12 protein-coding genes are annotated in these 12,932 nt (G+C 61.4%); 6 read left to right on the forward strand and 6 right to left on the reverse strand.

Annotated elements, in window-relative coordinates:
- Positions 1 to 10 precede the first annotated feature (10 nt).
- Positions 11 to 628 carry a signal peptidase I gene (lepB, locus tag SynNOUM97013_RS05325; RefSeq protein WP_186481087.1) on the reverse strand — a complete coding sequence of 206 codons (618 nt, stop codon included), beginning with the start codon at positions 626 to 628 and terminating at the stop codon, positions 11 to 13.
- A gap of 56 nt (positions 629 to 684) precedes the next feature.
- On the opposite strand from lepB, the gene menD reads away from it, so the two are divergent.
- From menD to murF, 6 genes are all read left to right on the forward strand, one after another.
- The gene (gene menD / locus SynNOUM97013_RS05330; protein WP_186481088.1) at positions 685 to 2,460 is read left to right on the forward strand and encodes a 2-succinyl-5-enolpyruvyl-6-hydroxy-3-cyclohexene-1-carboxylic-acid synthase; all 1,776 of its coding nucleotides are present in this window, start codon (positions 685 to 687) and stop codon (positions 2,458 to 2,460) included.
- Positions 2,461 to 2,474: 14 nt separating this feature from the next.
- On the forward strand, positions 2,475 to 3,350 hold the full coding sequence (menB, locus tag SynNOUM97013_RS05335; protein ID WP_186481089.1) for a 1,4-dihydroxy-2-naphthoyl-CoA synthase: 876 nt from the start codon (positions 2,475 to 2,477) through the stop codon (positions 3,348 to 3,350).
- 34 nt (positions 3,351 to 3,384) lie between these two features.
- A complete protein-coding gene (locus tag SynNOUM97013_RS05340; RefSeq protein ID WP_186481090.1) occupies positions 3,385 to 4,005 on the forward strand; it encodes a L,D-transpeptidase in 621 nt (206 codons plus the stop codon).
- Positions 4,006 to 4,064: 59 nt separating this feature from the next.
- The gene (gene glgA, locus SynNOUM97013_RS05345) at positions 4,065 to 5,627 is read left to right on the forward strand and encodes a glycogen synthase GlgA (RefSeq protein ID WP_186481091.1); all 1,563 of its coding nucleotides are present in this window, start codon (positions 4,065 to 4,067) and stop codon (positions 5,625 to 5,627) included.
- Positions 5,628 to 5,691: 64 nt separating this feature from the next.
- The gene (locus tag SynNOUM97013_RS05350; protein ID WP_186481092.1) at positions 5,692 to 6,474 is read left to right on the forward strand and encodes a hypothetical protein; all 783 of its coding nucleotides are present in this window, start codon (positions 5,692 to 5,694) and stop codon (positions 6,472 to 6,474) included.
- Positions 6,474 to 7,880 carry a UDP-N-acetylmuramoyl-tripeptide--D-alanyl-D-alanine ligase gene (murF, locus tag SynNOUM97013_RS05355; RefSeq protein ID WP_186481093.1) on the forward strand — a complete coding sequence of 469 codons (1,407 nt, stop codon included), beginning with the start codon at positions 6,474 to 6,476 and terminating at the stop codon, positions 7,878 to 7,880. Before SynNOUM97013_RS05350 ends, murF begins: the two co-directional genes overlap by 1 nt.
- A gap of 9 nt (positions 7,881 to 7,889) precedes the next feature.
- Here murF and SynNOUM97013_RS05360 read toward each other — a convergent pair whose 3' ends face one another.
- From SynNOUM97013_RS05360 to SynNOUM97013_RS05380, 5 genes are all read right to left on the reverse strand, one after another.
- Positions 7,890 to 8,084, reverse strand: coding sequence for a hypothetical protein (locus SynNOUM97013_RS05360; RefSeq protein WP_186481094.1), 195 nt, complete (start codon positions 8,082 to 8,084; stop codon positions 7,890 to 7,892).
- Positions 8,085 to 8,184: 100 nt separating this feature from the next.
- On the reverse strand, positions 8,185 to 9,687 hold the full coding sequence (locus tag SynNOUM97013_RS05365; protein WP_255443018.1) for a metallophosphoesterase: 1,503 nt from the start codon (positions 9,685 to 9,687) through the stop codon (positions 8,185 to 8,187).
- A gap of 41 nt (positions 9,688 to 9,728) precedes the next feature.
- Positions 9,729 to 11,036, reverse strand: a complete 1,308-nt coding sequence (locus SynNOUM97013_RS05370) for a diacylglycerol kinase family protein (RefSeq protein ID WP_186481096.1) — start codon at positions 11,034 to 11,036, stop codon at positions 9,729 to 9,731.
- Positions 11,037 to 11,061: 25 nt separating this feature from the next.
- Positions 11,062 to 12,426, reverse strand: coding sequence for a bifunctional UDP-N-acetylglucosamine diphosphorylase/glucosamine-1-phosphate N-acetyltransferase GlmU (gene glmU, locus SynNOUM97013_RS05375; RefSeq protein ID WP_186481097.1), 1,365 nt, complete (start codon positions 12,424 to 12,426; stop codon positions 11,062 to 11,064).
- A gap of 73 nt (positions 12,427 to 12,499) precedes the next feature.
- Positions 12,500 to 12,688 carry a hypothetical protein gene (locus SynNOUM97013_RS05380; protein ID WP_186481098.1) on the reverse strand — a complete coding sequence of 63 codons (189 nt, stop codon included), beginning with the start codon at positions 12,686 to 12,688 and terminating at the stop codon, positions 12,500 to 12,502.
- Between the last annotated feature and the right edge of the window lie 244 nt (positions 12,689 to 12,932).

Below are 12,932 nucleotides of genomic sequence, written 5' to 3' on the forward strand. Positions count from 1 at the left end.
CACCGCTCCGTCATGTCACAGACCTTATCGCAGCTGGGCTCATCGTCACAGTTGATGACGGTTGGGAGAACCGTATTGGACCGAACCGTTGGAGGGGCCAATAACGCCAAACCGCGGTGCCAATGACATCGTCTTCTGGCAGCGGGCCCCAAAGGTGAGAATCCAGGCTGGCATTGCGGTTGTCTCCCATCACCCACAGTTCACCCTGGGGCACTTCAACGGGAGCCATGGCGTAATCAATCGGCTCCGCGATCCACGGTTCCTCAACGAGGCTTCCGTTTCTAAACAGCTGTCCCTCTTTCACCTCCAGCTGGTCACCCGGTCGACCCACCACCCGTTTGATCAAGGCTGCGTCTGGGTCATAGCCCGCCTGCACCAGCTGTTCGGGGACGCGGAACACCACGACGCTGTTGAGCGGCAAGGCTTGATGCCGCAGGCGCTCAAGCCGTGGACGCAGTTTCTCCACCAGGATTCGGTCCTGCAGTTGCAGGGTCGGCAGCATCGAGCCGGAGGGAATCCAGCGTGGCTCCATCACCTGCCAGCGCAGCAGCAGAGCCAGCAGCACCCACACCAGCAGCGATCGCCAGCCACCGCGGTGTTGATTCGATTGCGTGGACTGATCGCTCATCAAGGGTCCTGGTTGGGCAAGGTGGTGGTGCCTGATCGAGGATCGCATCAGCACCGATGTCTGGCCTGAGCCTCGCCACCGACAACCTGAGAGCAGCCATCCGACTGTTGCTGCAACTCCAGCAGCTTGGTCTTCAACACGTGGTGCTGTGCCCTGGTAGCCGATCAGCACCGCTGGCCCTCGCCGCCGGTGGACTGGCTGAGCGGGGCTTGCTGGATCTGGTGACGGCCATTGATGAGCGCTCAGCAGGGTTTCACGCCCTGGGTTTGGCAGCGGCTTCAGGCCGGCCTGTGGCCGTGATCACCACCTCCGGCACAGCGGTCGCCAACCTGCTGCCCGCAGCAGTCGAGGCCGACCGTTCCAGCATTCCCCTGCTGTTCCTGACGGGCGATCGCCCGGAACGTCTCAAGAACTGTGGCGCCAATCAGACGGTCAATCAGGAGGACTTTCTCACCAGTGCCTGCCGTTGGATGGCGAGTGGTCCCGTCGATGGTTTGCATGGACTGCTTGCTGAGGAGCTGCGCTCTTTGACAGCCCAGGCCTGGGAGCGGTCACTCCAACCCCCCGGTCCTGTGCATCTCAATCTTCCTTTTGAGGAGCCGCTGCATCCGAGTGCAGAGCAACAGCAGCAGCTCTGGTCGAGGATGGCGATGCCAAGCGATGCCCGGGTGCCCTTGTCTCGCCCGGCCATCACCCCACATCGCTCTGGCGTTTTGAGAGGTCCCGACTGGTCCCGCCCAGGTGTGGTGGTGGCAGGTCCATGGCGGGGACTGGCTGCAGATCTGCCGGCCTACCAGCAGGCCTTGCAAGAGCTGATGGACCGCACTGGCTGGCCGCTGCTGGCGGATCCGCTGGCTGCAGTCCCTTACCAGCTCTCTGGATTGATTCGCCACTGGGATCTACTGCTGCCCACTGATCTCGGTGATCAATTCGGTTCCCTTCAGGTGCTGCGCCTCGGACCTCTTCCGGCTAGCCGCCGGCTTGAGGCCTGGCTGCGCTTTCAGGGTTCGGGGCAATGGTTGATCACAGAGGGCGACGCCCGTTGCCTCGACCCACTCGGACTCAGCCACCAAGACAGCCATGGGCTTGCGCGCTGGTGGCAGGCCAACCGTGATGGTGTTCGCTTTGCACCGCAGCGCTCTGCTGACCTGCTCCGCGGTTGGCAGCAAGCCGATCACCGCCTTCACACCAGGCTGCAATCGCTGCTGCCTCCTGCAGGCGCCATCAGCGAGCCAGCGTTGATGACTGCTCTGCCGGATTGTCTGCCGAAGCGGCTGCCAGTGATGCTCGCAGCGAGTAGCCCAGTGCGGGATTGGCAGGCTTTTGCCGCAGCCGACATCGGCGCACGTCGTTGTTACAGCTTTCGTGGTGCCTCCGGCATTGATGGCACGTTGTCGCTGGCGCTTGGGTTGGCGAAAGTTCTTGGCCCGACTCTGTTGATTAGCGGAGATCTGGCCCTCCAGCACGACAGCAACGGTTGGTTGCTGGCCAGTGCATCGGTGCTGCCGCTGGTGGTGCTGCTGATCGACAACGGTGGCGGCGGCATCTTCGGCCAGCTGCCCATCCCTGCGACATCGCCTGCTGCGTTCGATCAACTGTTTGCGATGCCGCAACGCTGCGATCCGCTGGCTCTGGCTGCCGCCCATGGTGTGCCAGGCAGGCAGATCAGCTGTCTGGATGATCTCCCTGCAGCGCTCGAGTGGGGCTTGGCGCAGCAGTCCACCGTGCTGCTGCGGGTCTGCACCGACCGTGTTGACGATGCTGAGCTTCGTCGCCATTGGCGTGATGCGCTCATCAACGCATCAGCGCGGGGGGGTACAACGGATGGCTGATCGACGTCCTCGTCATGGCTGATCCGGTCTCATCCCCTGTGCTTCCCGGCGATCCTGGTGTGATCTGGCATCCCTGGACGCAATACGAGGACATCCGGCTGGATCGCGCCGAGCCAGGCATCGCCCGTGTGGCCATCGATCGCCCCCAGAAACGCAATGCCTTCCGCCCACGCACCGTGGCTGAGCTTTGCGATGCCTTCGCGCGCATCCGTGATGACAGCAGTATCGGGGTGGTGCTGCTCACCGGGGTCGGACCCGCGGATGACGGCGGCTATGCCTTCTGTGCCGGAGGTGATCAAAGCGTTCGCGGCGATGGTGGTTACCTCGATGAGCAGGGACTGCCACGCCTAAATGTGTTGGATCTGCAGCGTCTGATCCGCAGCCTTCCCAAGGTGGTGATCGCATTAGTGGCGGGCTATGCCATCGGCGGTGGACAGGTGCTGCACCTGCTCTGTGACCTCAGCCTGGCGGCGGACAACGCTGTGTTCGGGCAGACCGGACCGCGGGTGGGAAGCTTCGATGGAGGATTCGGCGCCGGGTATTTGGCTCGGGTGGTCGGACAGCGCAAAGCGAGGGAGATCTGGTTTCTCTGCCGCCGCTACGGCGCTGAGCAAGCACTGGAGATGGGTCTGGTGAATGCGGTGGTTCCCCTTGAGCAGCTTGAGGCTGAAGGCGTGCGTTGGGCCAAAGAGGTGCTGCAACACAGTCCAACGGCCATTCGTTGCCTGAAAGCCGCCTTCAATGCGGAAACCGATGGTTTGGCCGGCATCCAGGAGTTGGCAGGACAAGCCACCCACCTCTTCTATCGAACGGAGGAGGGGCAGGAGGGACGCAATGCCTTCCTGGAAAAACGAGATCCTGACTTCTCGTCCTCACCCTGGTTGCCGTAGCTAGATAACGGTTGGGGTGTGCAATCGCATCAGAATGTCTGTCCGCAATCGTTCATGGCTTGGGCTGTCCGCTCTTGCTGCGTTGGCATGCCTGACTCCGAGTGGAGTGCTGGCTGAGACGGTCGAGCGCGAACCCGACCCCATTCCCCCCCTGGCGGAACCGGTGACCGATGCGGAATCGATGGCCAGGGTTCCCAATGATCTGCGGCTCAGTGTGGGGTTGCAGCTGGTGCTGGATCGTCAGCACCGCCAACTGCTGGTGCTCAACGATGGTGTGTTGACGCGGAGGTTCCCCGCGGCTGTTGGCACGGTGGGTTGGGAAACCCCAGCGGGGCGTTTTCGGGTCATGCAGAAGGTGAAGGAGCCGGTCTGGACCCATCCAGTGAGCGGCCAGAAACGTGGTCCTGAGGATGCGACCAATCCTCTCGGCAGCCGTTGGATTGGCTTCTATCGCGATTGCAAGGGGCGTGAAGGTTGGGATGGCGAGCAGTACCTCGATATTGAGGGCTGCACGGTGGCTGGGTTCCACGGAACGCCCTACCGCTGGACGGTGGGACGAGCGGTCTCCCACGGTTGTGTGCGTCTTTACGAGGAAAACGTTCAGGAGATTTTTGAAATGGTGCGCGTTGGCACTCCCGTGACCGTCTTGCCGTAATGCTTCTGATCCCAGGCGATTGCGCTTAAAGTCGCGCCGCCGAACGGGTTTGATCGTCCATGCGTGTGCTGTTTGCCGCCGCCGAATGTGCACCGATGGTGAAGGTTGGCGGTATGGGCGATGTGGTCGGATCCCTGCCGCCGGCCTTGGCTGCGCTCGATCACGACGTGCGGCTGATCATGCCCGGCTACAGCAAGCTCTGGAGCCAGCTCGACATTCCGCCTGAGCCCATCTGGCGTGCTCAGACCATGGGCACTGAATTTGCGGTGTTCGAAACCCGGCACCCCACCAATGGTCTTCCGCTCTATTTGGTGGGCCACCCTGTTTTCGATCCGGAGCGGATCTACGGCGGCGAAGACGAAGACTGGCGCTTCACCTTCTTTGCCAGTGCCGTTGCGGAATTCTCCTGGAACATGTGGAAGCCGCAGGTTCTGCACTGCCATGACTGGCACACCGGCATGATTCCAGTGTGGATGCATCAAGACCCTGAGATCAGCACGGTCTTCACCATCCACAACCTCAAATACCAGGGCCCCTGGCGCTGGAAGCTGGACCGCATGACTTGGTGCCCCTGGTACATGCAGGGTGATCACACCATGGCCGCGGCATTGCTTTACGCCGATCGCGTCAATGCGGTGTCCCCCACCTATGCCCAGGAGATCCGCACGTCTGAATACGGCGAAAAGCTTGAGGGATTGCTGAACTACATCTCCGGCAAGTTGCGCGGCATCCTCAACGGCATCGATCTGGAGGCCTGGAATCCAGCCACTGATAAGACCCTGCCTGCCAATTACGACGCTCAGGATCTGTCCGGCAAGGCCGTGTGCAAAAAGGTCTTGCAGGAGCGCATGGGCCTGGAGATGCGTGACGACGCCTTTGTGCTCGGCATGGTGAGCCGACTCGTCGATCAGAAAGGTGTCGATCTGCTTCTGCAGGTCGCCGATCGACTGCTTGCCTACACCGATACCCAGATCGTGGTGCTTGGCACCGGTGATCGTGGGCTCGAGTCAGGGCTCTGGCAGCTCGCCTCCCGCCATCCTGGCCGAGTGTCGGTGTTCCTCACCTACGACGATGCCCTGTCGCGCTTGATCTACGCCGGTAGTGATGCGTTCCTGATGCCCAGTCGCTTCGAGCCCTGCGGGATCAGTCAGCTCAATGCGATGCGCTACGGCTGCGTTCCGGTCGTGCGCAAAGTCGGTGGTCTGGTCGACACCGTGCCGCCCCATGACCCGCGCAACCAGGTTGGTACAGGCTTCTGCTTCGACCGTTTCGAGCCGGTGGATTTCTATACCGCCCTCGTGCGTGCCTGGGAGGCTTACCGCCATCAGGAGAGTTGGATGCAGCTGCAACGTCGCGGCATGCTCCAGGACTACAGCTGGGATCGTTCAGCGCTGGAGTACGACCGCATGTACCGGGATGTCTGCGGAATCAAGGAACCCGGACCGGACGCTGCTGAAGTGGAACAGTTCTCCCAGGGACAAGACGCAGACCCTTCGCGCAATGGAGCCCTGCCGCTTGAAGCCAGCAAGGATGCTCCCAAAGAGAAGGCTGCTCCCGAAGAGAGCTCTGAACGCAACAGCCGCAATCCCCTGGCGCGCCTCCTGCGTCAATCGAGAAAATGAGACCTGACCCCTGTCGTCTCACGCTGTCCTCGGGCAACGTGGGACGAGCAGAGCTTTCCCAGTGATGCCGGATCCGTCCTCGTCTGACGAGCGCTCTCTACCGGTGCCTTACCAGAGTCCCTGGGAGGCACTGCGGGAGGACATTCCGGCAGCTGTTGCTGACCTGCGCTTGCGTCTACAAGAGCTCTGGCGCCGCAACCGAGAGGGGGATTTGTCCACCCCGGGGTTTTGGCCCACGGATCTGGCTCCGCTGTTCTGGCCGGTGGTGCTCGCTTTGACGCTGATCGTTGCGGCCTTGGGCGTGATCCAGCTGACACTGGCCTTGCAGGCCACTGACGACACACCGGCACCGGGCATCGAGACGATTCGCACCACACCGCTCCCTGAGGCTCGCACCCTCCGGGCAGACCCTGAACCAGCTTTGGAGGCACCCCAGCTCCCTGGGCAACCCATGGCGAAGGAGCTGGATCCACCGTCGCTGAGGACTGAGCAGGCTCCTGCCGAGCCTGAATCCCCCGAACCGCAGCCATCGCCACCACCGACTCTTCAGGTGGACCCGTTGCTCAGCCTGCTGGCTCAGGCTGATGCGGATGTCTCAGTCCCTGAGGGGTTGTTGCTTGCGGCACGCCCCTTGCCTGAGCGCAACGCTGCCGTGTTGGTGCTGGATGCAGTGTTGTGGGAGGGCCTGTCCGCGGCCTCACGCCGAAGCTCTGCAGAGATGTGGTGGGACATGCTCGACGATCAGGGCTACGACGACATCTCCCTGGAAGATGCGGATCACCGTTTACTGGCGCGGCCAGCTCGCGTCGGTGGGGGCATGATCATGTTCGATCCGCCGCAATTGTGATGACGCTGCAGCTTGCCCAGCTCGCAGAGCTCTGGGGGCCGCCGGTGCTCAAAAACGGTCAGCATCCAGACCTGTCGGTAGCGGTGGGTCCGGTCTGTACGGACAGTCGTGAACTCCAGGCTGGAGCTCTGTTCATTCCGCTTCGGGGTGAACGGTTCGATGGTCATACGTTTCTGGAGCGCGCATCAGAGCTGGGTGCCCAGGCCGCCCTGGTGGCAAGCGACTGGGATCAGCCTCTGCCGGATGGATTGCTGCACTGGCGAGTCGAAAACACCCTCTGGGCTTATCAGCAACTGGCCACCTTGCATCGACGTCAGCTGGCTGCAAGGGTTGTGGCGGTGACGGGCTCAGCGGGCAAGACCACCACGCGAGAGCTGATTCGTGCTGCATTGCGCCCCCTGGGCGAAGTGCAGGCCAGCATCAGCAACAACAACAACGATGTTGGTGTGCCCCTCACCTTGATGGGTGCTGAGCCTCACCATCGAGCGGTGGTGGTGGAGATGGGCATGCGCGGCCTCGGTGAGATTGAGCGGTTGTCGCGTTGCGCCGAACCCGACATTGCTGTGATCACGAACATCGGCACGGCCCACATCGGTCGCCTTGGCAGCAGGGCTGCCATTGCCACAGCCAAGTGCGAGATCACGTCTGCTCTGGCAACTCGTGGGGTTGTGGTGATTCCAGCAGGCGATGCGCTTCTTGAGGATGCCTTGGCGCGTTGCTGGACAGGTCGCATCGTGCGTGTGGCCTTGGAGGGCGACAGACCACTGGATGGACCTGATGTGGTGGGGCTTGAGGCCAGCGCCTTACCCGCCGCCGATTGGGTCGGTGTTCACGATCCAACCGCGGGGGTGCTCGTTGTGGATGGTGTGTGCGTGAGCTGTCCTCTGGACGGTCGGCACAACGCCCGCAATCTGATGCTGGCGCTCGCGGTTGCAGCTGAATTGGGTGTGCCGCTGACGGAGCTTCAATCCATTGCGGTGGAGGTGCCGGGTGGACGCAACCGCCGTCTCAGCGTCGGCAGCCTCAAGGTGTTGGATGAGACCTACAACGCCTCTCCTGAGGCAGTGTTGGCGGCGCTGGAGCTGCTGGCGCAGCAGCCCGGTCGCCGTTTTGCTGTGCTTGGCACGATGCTTGAACTTGGCGACAGCAGTGTTGCGCTTCACCGGGCTGTGGTGGAGAGGGCCGTTGCGCTCAATCTGGATGGACTGGTGGCTGTGGCATCGGGGGCTGAGGGTGCTGCCATGGAGGTCGCTGCTGCGTCGCTGGGCTGCTTTGAGCGTGTGGATGCTCCTGAACAGGCGGCTGACCCACTGCGACGCTGGTTGCGCCCCCACGACACCGTGCTGCTCAAGGCCAGCCGAGGTGTGGCATTGGAGCGTTTGATGCCTTTATTGCCATCGCTTTAAGGCGCGCCGTCACGCCGTCATCCGCGCGGTCTGATCGTCCTCGCAGCGGATCAGATCGATGGCGTTTGGATGAGTTTTGATGAAGGGAATGCCCTCCATGGCCAGCACCCTGGCCTCAAATGCATCGCCTGCATAGAGACATTCTTCCACTCGCTGACTGCCGGCATCGCGATAGCGCACCGTGTAGCGCTTCTTGTTCGGCATGGCTCTGCAGACTGAATGCACCCAAGCTCCCGCAGTTTCAACGTCTGACCATCAGAGGTGTCTGAAGAGAATCCGTGGATTGAACGGCACCGCTTTTCCTCTACAGCGGCAGGTCGATGGTGTCCATCGCGTGTTGGGTCCATTCCTGGTCTTGACGACTCGAAACCAGCGGCGTCAAACGGATCTTCAGCGGACGACCGGAGCTGATGTCGACGCGTAGCGCGCTGTAGGCCGCCCCGCCGCCGCTCTCAGCCTGTGGCCAGCCACGGCCGATATAGAGCTCGCTGCGGGCCATCAGCTTCTGCTCACCTTGAGACTCGCTTTCTTTGATCTCAGGACCTTCCTTTCTTTGGTTGCGCAGGCTGTAACCGCTGCCACCGCAGACCACCCAGTTGGTGTGGGCATCACCGTGCCCGGTGTCGTGGGTGCGCAGCACCTCCAGGCAATGGGCATGGCCGCTCAGCACAAGATCAACGATGCGCGACTTTTCTCCCTCGCCCTCCAGTTGGGTTTGCACGTCATCGAGTACAGCTCGCAATCGATGGCGAACCGCCAACGTGTCGGCTTGAGACCACTTGGTTCGCTCCGTCACGTAGGGCGGGTGATGCAGCGTCAGGATTCGTCCGCGTGCCTGGGAGTCTCGGTGCGACGCGATCAGCCCGTCACGCAACCAATTGAGTTGTTGGCTGTCGACCGGTTGCGATGGTTGCAAGCGTCGCTGCAGATCCAGCTGTTCTTCCTGAAGTGTTTCCAGGTCTTCGAGCAAGCCATCACGCTCAGTTTCGTTCTGACTTGCATTGGAGAGGGCTTTCAGGCAGCGCAGCTGCTCGGTCTCGAGTGATTTCAGCCGCTGTTGCAGCAACCAACGATCGCCCGCCGACGTCACCGGAGCAATCAGGGTGTTGGAGTCGAGGGCAAACACGTCGACACCGGCGTGGCGAAACCGGTAGTAGCGGTTCGGAAGACGGGTATGGAGATTCGGTTGATAGCGCAGGCAGCGCTGACCATCCCATTCGGCGGTGTAGTGGTGGTCGAGATGGGCTTCCAGCTGATTGGCCGGTATGTCCGACAACACATCCAGAAAGGCTTGGGCAAAGGCCCCGCCTTGATCGGACCCTTGCCAGCCGGTGTCCACGTCATGAAGCCATTGAAGACGGGAACGCAACGGCAGAGTGATCGCTGCTACGGCCGAGATCAGAGGATGTAGGTCGTAGTAGTCGTGATTGCCCAGCACTGGCAGAAATGGCTGGTTGAACAGCAGGCCCTGTGGGCTGAGTTGCTGCCATTGCTCGCCATGGCTGAGCCATTCGCGATAGGGCCGCAGGAAGTTGTTGCGGTACTGAGCGGCAGCACCGACGAGGTAGACGACGTCTCCGGTGTGGAGCAGAAAGGCCGCGGCGCTTTTGTGCTCGAGCAGGCGTTCGGCCACGTGCCGCGGTGGACTGTGGCGTCGATGGCGGCCGGTGCCGCTGTCGCCCAGCACCAGAAAATGAAAGCCCCCCTCATCGAGGGTTCCTGCATTGGTCGAGTCCAGCACCAAGCGCGTCTGGTCGATGTTGCGGGATTGAATCGCAGGATGCCCCTGTCGGATGCGAGTCGCCATCCGCGCCATCTTGCGTGTGATTGGTGGATCGGAAGCGAGGTTCAAGGGGTCAGGCGAATCGGCGCGACGACGGTTAGCGCACCCTGGATCACCGACACCTCCAGGTGTTCCGTTTCCGTGATCTCTCCATCCACCACCATGGTTTGTGCGGTTGGCAGCTTGATGCTCAGCTGCGGTGTCCGCAGACAGAGGATGTCGGCATTGTTGGCGCTGTTCTTGAGCATGGCGGAGCGAGCCAGGCTGGAAAGCATCGAGAGGCCACCCATGCGACCGCGTGGTGAGGCGATGATCACTTCCAGCTGACCATCGTCGGGAATCACCTGCCCGAAGCCCTGTGCCATTACTGATGTGGCCGGTGCGGCATTGGCCACGGTGATGGCACTGGCGTGCACGTTCATCGCTTCGCCGTCGATGACGACATGGGCATCAAAGGGCTGCTGGGCCATCAGCTGCCTGGCACCGGAAAAGATGTAAGCCATCGGACCCAAGACATTCTTCAGTTCACGACTGGCCTTATTCACCATCCCTGCTTCAAAGCCAATGCCGGCCAGCAGGATCATGGGTGTGTCATTGCAGAGCGCCACATCCACTTGACGGGTGTTGCCCAGCAGAAGGTTCGTGCAGGCTGCTTTCAGTCCTGTGGGGATCCCTAGCGCGACCGAGAAGGCATTGGCTGTTCCGCGCGGAATGATGCCCAGGGGAATGCCGGTGCCCTGCAAGGCGCTGGCCACAGCACCAACGGTGCCGTCTCCACCTGAGGCAATAAGAATCGACTCGCCGCCCCCATCACGTTCGAAGGCTCGGATTTCCTCGATTAGTTGACGGGCCTGTTCTCCCGGATCCAGCTCCGGTTTGGTCATCCATACCTGCAGCATGATCTGGGGTTCCAGATGGCTGCGGATCTCTGCGAGTTCACTGACGGGGTCCCCTTGTCCCGAAATCGGATTGAAGATCAGATAGCCCCGCCGTGTTCCCTTGATGCCGCGCACCAGTGCCGAAGCGCTGGCCGGATTGAGAGCGATCGGCAGATTGCTCAGCAGTGCAGCGCGCAGCAGGGGTGCCGTTAAGACATCACCCGCTCGATCACCGCTGGGCGCCGGGAAATGAATCAGTCCGCTGACGTCGCCTTCGAGAATCGTTGAGGCCAGCTCGATGTCGCCACCCTCAACGATGGCTCGGGATGGGGTGACCTTGAGTTGTCCGAGCTCCCCATAGCTGTTCAGCTTGCTCAGAACATCCGAGGCGATCCTCAGTTCAAACCCTTTGAGCAGCTCTCGGTTGTTGCCGATCCAGGTTCGAAGTGCCGGGGCAACGCTGAGGTCGGCATTCAGAACGAGGTTGGACGGCATGGTTGTTCGGCGCTGACAACAGTCGTCAGGAGCCGGATGGCGCACTGCGCGAATTCCAGCCTTCTCTCACGTTCTGGCGGGCGCGACCGATGGCGAGAGATCCATCACTGACATCCTTGGTGATAGTGGATCCTGCAGCGATCGTCACCTCCTGCCCGATGCTGACGGGGGCGACAAGGACGGAATTGGCGCCTGTCTTGCTGCGCGCGCCGATCACCGTGCGGTGCTTGTTCACACCGTCGTAATTGGCGGTAATGGTGCCGGCACCCACATTGACGTGTTCACCCAGCTCGGCATCGCCGATGTAGCTGAGGTGATTCACTTTGCTGCCAGCAGCGATCGTGCTCTTCTTCACTTCAACGAAGTTGCCGATCTTGCAGTCGTCGCCGATGTTGGCGGCAGGGCGGAGATGAGCAAACGGGCCGATCGCCACCTGGTGACCGACGCACGCCTGCTGAATCACGGAGTGCAGCACGGTGACGCCATCACCGATGTCAGCGTCTTGAATCAAACTGCCGGGTCCAAGCCTGCAGTTGTTGCCCACATTGCAGACTCCTCGCAGATGAGTCTGTGGCTCGATCACCACATCACGACCGAAGCGGCAGTCTTCACTCAGCGTGCAGCTGCCTGGATCCACGAAGGTGACACCTTCATCCATCCAGTGGTCTCGAAGCCGTTGCTGAAGGAGTGCCTCGCACTGCGCCAGTTGGCGTCGGTTATTGATGCCGTTCACTTCATCAGCATCGGCCACTTCCACATGCATGGCCCGTTCGAGCATGGCCACAGTGTCGGTGAGATAAAGCTCTCCCTGGTCGTTGTCGGTGCTCAGTTGCGGTAAGACTGCGGCGAGGCGCTCCCAGTTGAAGCAGTAGATGCCTGCATTAGTGAGGTTGTTGTTGCGTTGCTGCTCACTGCAGTCGCGATGCTCAACGATGGCGCTGACGCAGCCTTCGCCATCCACAAACACACGGCCATATCCCGTTGGATCGTCCAGCCGGGCGGTTAACAAGGTGACGTCCGCGCCGCTGCTGCGATGGGTGCTGACGAGCTGATCGATGGTTTCGGCCCTTAACAGCGGCACATCCCCATTCAGCACCAGTAATTCGCCAGAAAATCCCTCCAGAGGATGCATCAACTGCTGAACAGCATGTCCGGTGCCGTTTTGCGGTTGCTGCAACACGAATTCGAGTCCTTCAACGTGGCTCAGCTGCTGTTCGACCCGCTCGGCCTGGTGGCCCACGATCAAGACCCGACGCTCTGGCTCAAGGTTGCGGGCGCTCGCCAGGACGCGTTCTACGAGGGTGGCCCCTGCCAAGGGCTGCAGCACCTTGGGGAGGGCGCTTTTCATGCGCGTGCCTTTTCCTGCGGCCAGAACGGCGACGGCGAGCATGAACACACAAGCGGAACGGCCGGAATCTACCGGGACTTGCTGACGCAGCCCAGAACTGCATGTGATCTCTTGTTCAGTGACCGAGGAGGGTGCAACTGGGTTGCCGGATCAAGGCATGGGCCCGCTGCCTAGTGCAGTCCATCGGTTGCAGCACCGTGCTGAGGCGTTCACCGTCGCGCCGCAGTGCTTCGAGGACGAGGAGGCTTCCGCAACACACGATCTGAAAGGTCCAGGCATCAAAGCCAGAGAGCGTGAATGTCATGGCTGAAATGTCCAGCACCTTCACCAGCGTGCTCCCCCACCGCTCCAATGCATGTGACCATCTGAACCTTTCTGGCTGATTCCTCGCCCAACTCAGCTGACAGTTGTGTTTTTGCTTTCTGCCTTGACCATTGTCCCGGTGAATGGACTGCTGAGCTGCGCACTTCCTGCTGATTGGCCCGAGCATGGTGCGCTTGATTGTGGATTGGAGTCTGACCAGTCATGCGATGACTTGGATCAGGATG

The sequence above is a fragment of the Synechococcus sp. NOUM97013 genome, from assembly GCF_014279815.1.
Taxonomy (GTDB): Bacteria; Cyanobacteriota; Cyanobacteriia; order PCC-6307; family Cyanobiaceae; genus Synechococcus_C.